The 6,377-nt window shown below is 45.4% G+C and carries 5 protein-coding genes; all 5 read right to left on the minus strand.

Going from position 1 to position 6,377, the window contains the following annotated elements:
* Window positions 1-27 precede the first annotated feature (27 nt).
* On the minus strand, window positions 28-1,203 hold the full coding sequence (locus ACTNDQ_RS03850) for an NAD(P)-dependent malic enzyme (RefSeq protein WP_015526165.1): 1,176 nt from the start codon (window positions 1,201-1,203) through the stop codon (window positions 28-30).
* Between the two features lie 56 nt (window positions 1,204-1,259).
* A complete protein-coding gene (locus ACTNDQ_RS03855; protein WP_441063778.1) occupies window positions 1,260-2,492 on the minus strand; it encodes an Ldh family oxidoreductase in 1,233 nt (410 codons plus the stop codon).
* 257 nt (window positions 2,493-2,749) lie between these two features.
* The gene (locus ACTNDQ_RS03860; RefSeq protein ID WP_015526167.1) at window positions 2,750-3,484 is read right to left on the minus strand and encodes a FadR/GntR family transcriptional regulator; all 735 of its coding nucleotides are present in this window, start codon (window positions 3,482-3,484) and stop codon (window positions 2,750-2,752) included.
* A gap of 405 nt (window positions 3,485-3,889) precedes the next feature.
* Window positions 3,890-5,464, minus strand: coding sequence for an ATP-binding protein (locus tag ACTNDQ_RS03865; protein ID WP_441063781.1), 1,575 nt, complete (start codon window positions 5,462-5,464; stop codon window positions 3,890-3,892).
* 219 nt (window positions 5,465-5,683) lie between these two features.
* Window positions 5,684-6,377 (minus strand): IS4 family transposase (locus tag ACTNDQ_RS03870; protein ID WP_441063783.1); only part of this gene is annotated, 694 nt, incomplete at its 5' end.

The raw sequence follows: 6,377 nt of genomic DNA on the forward strand, positions 1-6,377 counted from the left end.
GTTTTGGTTCGTATCAGGCGCTTAAGATCAGATACGTGCTACGCCTGTTGCTTTTGCTGCCTCTGCTACTGCTTTTGCGACAGCCGGTCCGACTCTCTTGTCGAATGCCTTCGGAATGATATACTCCGGAGAAAGCTCCTCATCTGTGATCAGATCTGCAAGAGCCTTGGAAGCTGCGATCTTCATCTCATCGTTGATATCACTTGCTCTTACATCAAATGCACCACGGAAGATTCCAGGGAATGCAAGAACGTTGTTGATCTGGTTCGGGAAGTCACTTCTTCCTGTGGAGATAACCTTTGCTCCGCCTGCTTTTGCGTCATCCGGGAAGATCTCCGGTGTCGGGTTTGCGCATGCGAAGATGATGGCATCTTTGTTCATGGTCTTAACCATCTCTGTTGTAACTGCTCCAGGAGCGGAAACACCGATAAATACATCCGCACCAACCAGCATCTCTGCAAGAGATCCCTGTTTCTTCTGAAGGTTTGTGAGCTTGCTCATCTCTTCCTTAACCGGGTTCATTCCTTCTGTACGTCCCTCATAGATGGCACCCTTTCTATCGCAGAGTGTAACATCCTTGAAGCCCGCTTTCAGAAGAAGTCTGCAGATAGAGATAGCAGCTGCACCTGCACCGTTCATAACGATACGAACATCCTCTTTCTTCTTTCCGACAACCTTCAGAGCGTTTGTCAGACCTGCAAGTGTGATAACTGCAGTTCCGTGCTGATCATCGTGGAAGATCGGAATATCACATTTCTCTTTCAGTTTTTTCTCGATCTCAAAGCATCTCGGAGCGGAGATATCCTCAAGGTTAACACCACCGAAGGATCCGGAGATCATGTAAATAGTATTTACGATCTCGTCTACATCATGGCTCTTAATGCAAAGCGGGAATGCGTCTACATCGCCGAATGCCTTGAACAGTACACATTTACCTTCCATTACAGGCATACCGGCTTCCGGTCCGATGTCACCAAGACCAAGAACTGCGGAACCGTCTGTTACAACAAGACACATATTCCATCTTCTTGTAAGCTCGTAGGATTTATTGATATCTTTCTGAATCTCAAGGCAAGGCTGAGCTACACCTGGTGTATATGCAAGAGAAAGGTCGTCTTTATTCTCAACCGGCACTCTTGTAACAACCTCGATCTTACCTTTCCAATCTCCATGCAGTCTTAATGACTCTTTTGCATAATCCATTTTCTTTTCCTCCTTGGATAATTATGATATATTTCATTTCAAAAGGATTACCTGAATTAATAATTACCATTGAAGAATTTACTGTCCTTCGGAAGCTCATAGCCTTCAAAATAAGAGCCAAAATCAAGCTTCAGATAACTGCAGAGATCAGCAAGCTCTACCATGGTATTGTCGTTGACCGGAATGCCATTCTCTTTTCTGTCTTTTTCAGCAGCTACCTCTTTCTCGCCGTGTGTATAGATCCTGTCCTGACCGTCTGCCTTCGGACTCTCCCGAAGTGCCTCAAGATATTCTGAAAAATGCTTGCGGATCGCATCCGGATCTCCGAATGCCGCCGGGTTGATCGCCATAAATCCATGGCAGATACCGGTCTTATCCGGGAATGTACAGCATTTGTCGGAGGTAACGCCCATGGAAAGAATAGAGCTGAACAGCTCACAGAGCATTCCATAGCCATATCCCTTATGGCTTCCGCTGACTTCCTCGTTTCCACCAAGAGGCATGATTCCGCCGCCCTTCTTGGCTACGATGTTTGCAAGTACATCCGGTGCATTATTGCTGGCATGACCGTTTTTGTCAAGTGCCCAGCCATCCGGAAGAGGCTTGCCCATCTTATTATACATTTCCAGTTTACCTCTGGTTACAACTGTTGTGGAACAGTCAAAGAAAAACGGATACGGGTCTGCGGGCATAGCGACTGCGATCGGGTTGGAGCCCAGCATAGCCTTTCTTCCAAAAGTCGGTACCATGATCGCCTCGGAGTTGGTACATGCCATTCCAAGAAGGCCTTCATGGCAGGCCATGTTCGCATAATATCCTGCAATACCGAAATGGTTGGAATTTCGTACACTTACGATTCCCACACCAGTTGTCTTTGCCTTCTCAATTGCCTTTTCCATGGCAAAATGGCTGATCAGCTGGCCCATTCCGTTATGTCCGTCTATCACGGCAGAAATCGGTGTTTCAAAAACAACTTCCGGTTTCGCCTGGGGATGAATAGTCCCCTTCTCGATTCCTTTATGGTAACGAACCATCCTCTGCATTCCGTGGCTCTCGATCCCATACAGATCAGCAGTCAGAAGAACATCTTTAATGATGCTTCCTTCTTCCTCAGAAAAGCCAAACGCTTTAAAAACGTCTCCGCAGAAATGGTTCAGTGTGTCATAACTCCATTTTACATATCCCATAATCGCAAGTCCTTTCTCCTGATATTTCCGGCAGGTTACCGCCCACGCTCTGTGGCCTGCAGCATATTTTATATGATACTGCAGGGGTACAGTAACCTTCATCCTGTGCTGTCTCGTCTCATGCTGTCCTGCCTCATGCTATCTTACCTTACGCTGTCTAGTCTCATGCTGTCCCAACTTACGCTGTCTCATCTTATGCTGTCTCGTCATGAAGCCTTCAGGATGCTACCATAATATCAAACTTTTTTGGTATTACCAATACAGTTCCTATTATAGCACGCGGTCTTACCAAAATCAATAGTGGTCTTACCAGATTAACGGGATTTTTACTGAAATTTTATTTAATTTTTTCAGGTGGATCAGCGATGAAATACAAGGCTGTTCTCCCCCTGCTGCTGCGCAATCTCCAGTATATATTTCTCAATGGTTTCCATATGTTCGCGCATCAGCTTCTCCGCCTGGTTCCGGTCTCCGGAAATAATAGCTTCCACCAGCCTTCTGTGCTGCTCATCCACCTCCAGAGCGGAATTATGTTTCTGCATAATATAGGCTCGGGTGCCGGAAATGATCTCCTCTGTCAGCTGCGCTGCCGCATCCAGAACATTATAGATCATAGGATTCCCTGCGATCCTGCCAATCTTCGTATGAAGCTTCTTATCAAGACCTGCACGGGCTTTCTCGTCCTCTGAACTCTCCAGCTGTGCCAGGATGGAACGCAGATCTAATGCATCCTTCTCCGTACAATTCCCGGCTGCAAGAAGCGCAGCCTCCTGCTCCAGCGCAGAACGGAGTTCCTGTACCTGCTGTACATGGCTGTTATTCAGCTGAAAAAGAAGGGCCAGTGGTGCAGAAAGCCACTGATCCATATTCTCGGTAATATAGTTGGCTCCGCCGCGGACCGTTGTGACAATTCCCATCAGCTCCAGTGCCCGCAGGACTTCACGGACAGCAGGTCTGGAAACTCCCAGTGATTCTGCCATAACACGTTCCGCAGGTAAAGTGTCCCCCGGCTTCAGTTCTCCCCGCCGGATATTTTCTATGATCTGCGCTAATATTCCGTCAAATGCTCGTTCTTCTGTAATCTTTGTAAACATGTCGTCCGTTTCGGCCGCCTTCCTTTATTATTGTGTTGCCTTCCTTTACATAAAAATCCCGGAATATAGACAAGTGGATATTTACCATTCTCAGTCATCATGCAGTTCTGCACCAGATGATCGCTCTGCAGACATTCAGCCAGTCTGTGCATTTTGACTATTTGCCCTCTCTATTTTCCGGACTTTTATAGTAAATATTATACGATAATTCCCCAATTTAATCAATAGTAAATAATAAATTGGTCAGACATATTATTTTGTTACTGTCCACTGGTAATATTCCGCGAGGTGTTTTTTGTGAACGAAGGTCACAGAAAACCCGAGACATACCGCGCGAATTTATGCGATTAGCATAAATTCTGTACATCGCGAAGCGTGTTACTGAGAACGGAGTGAACAGTAATATTATTTTATTCCATTATTGAGAATGTTTTCTACTTCCTCCATCTGTCCCAGAAGCATTTTCTGGCGGTCGTCAAAAAGAAGACCTTTATTATGCCTGTAATACTGGTCAGAACCGTTCTCCCGAATGAACCAGAGACTATAATAGTTGGCATTCAGTTCTGTGATAAATGCCACCATTTCCTGGCTGTCCCCAAAAGCAGCTTCCATAAAGTCGAAGACGTTCTGAAGAGTAAGAGATATTTCGTCGGTTCGGTTTTCGTAGGCTTCGGTTTCGGATTCGAAGAGGACTTTCACAAACTCATAGTTCCTGTTTGACGATGGATCTTCCGATTCTGCTGCAGCACTTCTGCCTCCTGCCGGGCCTGAGTCGGATCCGGTTTTATCTGATCCGGCCGCTTCCAATCCGGACGCATTTTCAAAGAATGACACAACACGTTTCTGTATACGCTCCTGCTGTTTTGTAAGAAGCTCACTCTTTTTGTCCTTTTCAAGATCCGCCTCTGCTTTTTCCATGAGATTTTTTGCTGTGAGGCTGTCCTGATCTTCTCTGAAGTACACCATATAATCATACAGTTTCGTGAGGTAGGTATCGGTAAGACAGCATTCTGTAAAAAGCTCGCTGAGCTTTCCGTTGAGAAGGCTTACAATGCTCAAATGCTCGTCCAGAGAGGCTGTGCGGATCTTACCCAGAGTAATGGGATCCCACTTTCCTTTCAGGATGTCCTCCACTTTATAGTCCGTTCTGTACTTATAATAAAGAGCCAGATAGCCTGCAAAATCCTTCGCGATCATCCTGTGCTGAATGTACTGACTGACCACCTCACGGTCTACAGTTTTTCCAAGGATCTCATAAACCTGGATCAGACGTGAAAGATCCTCCCAGCCTCTGGCTGTGGCAAAGATCTTTCCGTCTACGGTATTCTCCACCCTGTAGAAATTTTTTCTGCGAAGCTCCAGATAGGAGATCACCGCCGGATGAATTCCCTGCTGATAGGCGTATTCCTTCCATACATCAAAGTCTGCCTCCACATCGATCTTCTTGATACGGTCCAGAGTGACCACATCGAATTCCCGGACGGATTTGTTATATTCTGGCGGGTTGCCTGCTGTGACGATTACCCAGCCTTCCGGCACCTTCTGGTTTCCGAAGGTTTTTCCCTGAAGGAACTGCAGCATCATCGGCGCTAGTGTTTCAGATACGCAGTTAATCTCATCAATGAACAGGATGCCTTCTTTCAGACCTGTTTTTTCCATTTTGTCGTAAACGGACGAAATGATTTCACTCATGGTATATTCCGTGACAGAAAATTCTTCCTCATCATAATTCTTTTTTACAATAAAAGGAAGTCCCACCGCACTCTGCCTGGTGTGGTGGGTAATGGTATAGGAAACAAGAGCAATCCCGCATTCCCTTGCTATCTGTTCCATAATCTGTGTCTTTCCGATTCCCGGAGGGCCCATAAGAAGGATCGGTCTCTGTCGGATCGCCGGGATCCGGTACTCACCGAATTCGTCCTTTGAAAGATATGCTTCTATGGAATCTCTGATCTCCTGCTTTGCTCGTTTTATGTTCATGGTATTCTCCTTTTCACGGCATATAAAAAACTGCCTGCAGGATCCTCCGCCTAAAACGGGTTGCCTTGCGCGACATCTACAAAAAATATGCCTGAATCCAATGATAAATCGAAAATTGAATTCAGGCAAGTTTTTCACTACTATATAACTAAGACTTCCCATACCCCAAATGGGCTTCGCACCTTAAAAATTCAATATTTCAGCTAACAAAATAGCAATTTATGCCATCGCAGTCCCTGGATGGAGTGCATTACGCAGATATTCTGGCAGTCTGGATTCAAAATCAGCAATAAGGGCAGAAAGCTGCTCGTCACTCAGCTTCAGGATTTCCTGAAGGCTCGCCATTAAGGCATCCATCAGGATGCCAAGTGATCTGCTGAAAGTAATATCTGCCATTTCATCAACGAGAAAAAAGAATAGCTCTCCCAGCGTTCTCTGGTCTTCGTTCTGCCGTTGTTCCGTTGCGAGTAGCATATATCTGGTAAACACAATTGCTACGTGAGCAGTTAGTGCATCATAAGATAAACTGTGACACTCTCCAATCAGGTTGAGCATGGACTTACAGGTTTTGAAGAAAACTTCAATCTGCCAGCGTTTTCCATAAATCCGAATGATTTCTTCTTCACTAAGAGATGTATCAGTGCAGATGAAAGCAAGCCAATCCTTACGATTAGCCTTATTTCGAACACATACGATTTTGGCAGGGATTGGATTTTCTTTTCCTACGATGACATCAACAGAAAGAAGATATTTGGATCTGCCACGACGCTTTTTGTTCTTAGAATAGATTTCCTTGATGTTAAGCTGCTCGTCATTGTAGGTATACTTGATCCGACTGCTTTTCTTGATCATGGCAATCACATCCATTCCTTTGCGCTTGATTGCCGTAATCTGAGCAGGATTAGAGAACCAG

Source organism: Blautia massiliensis (ex Liu et al. 2021), from assembly GCF_052064225.1.
GTDB classification, from domain to species: domain Bacteria; phylum Bacillota; class Clostridia; order Lachnospirales; family Lachnospiraceae; genus Blautia_A; species Blautia_A fusiformis.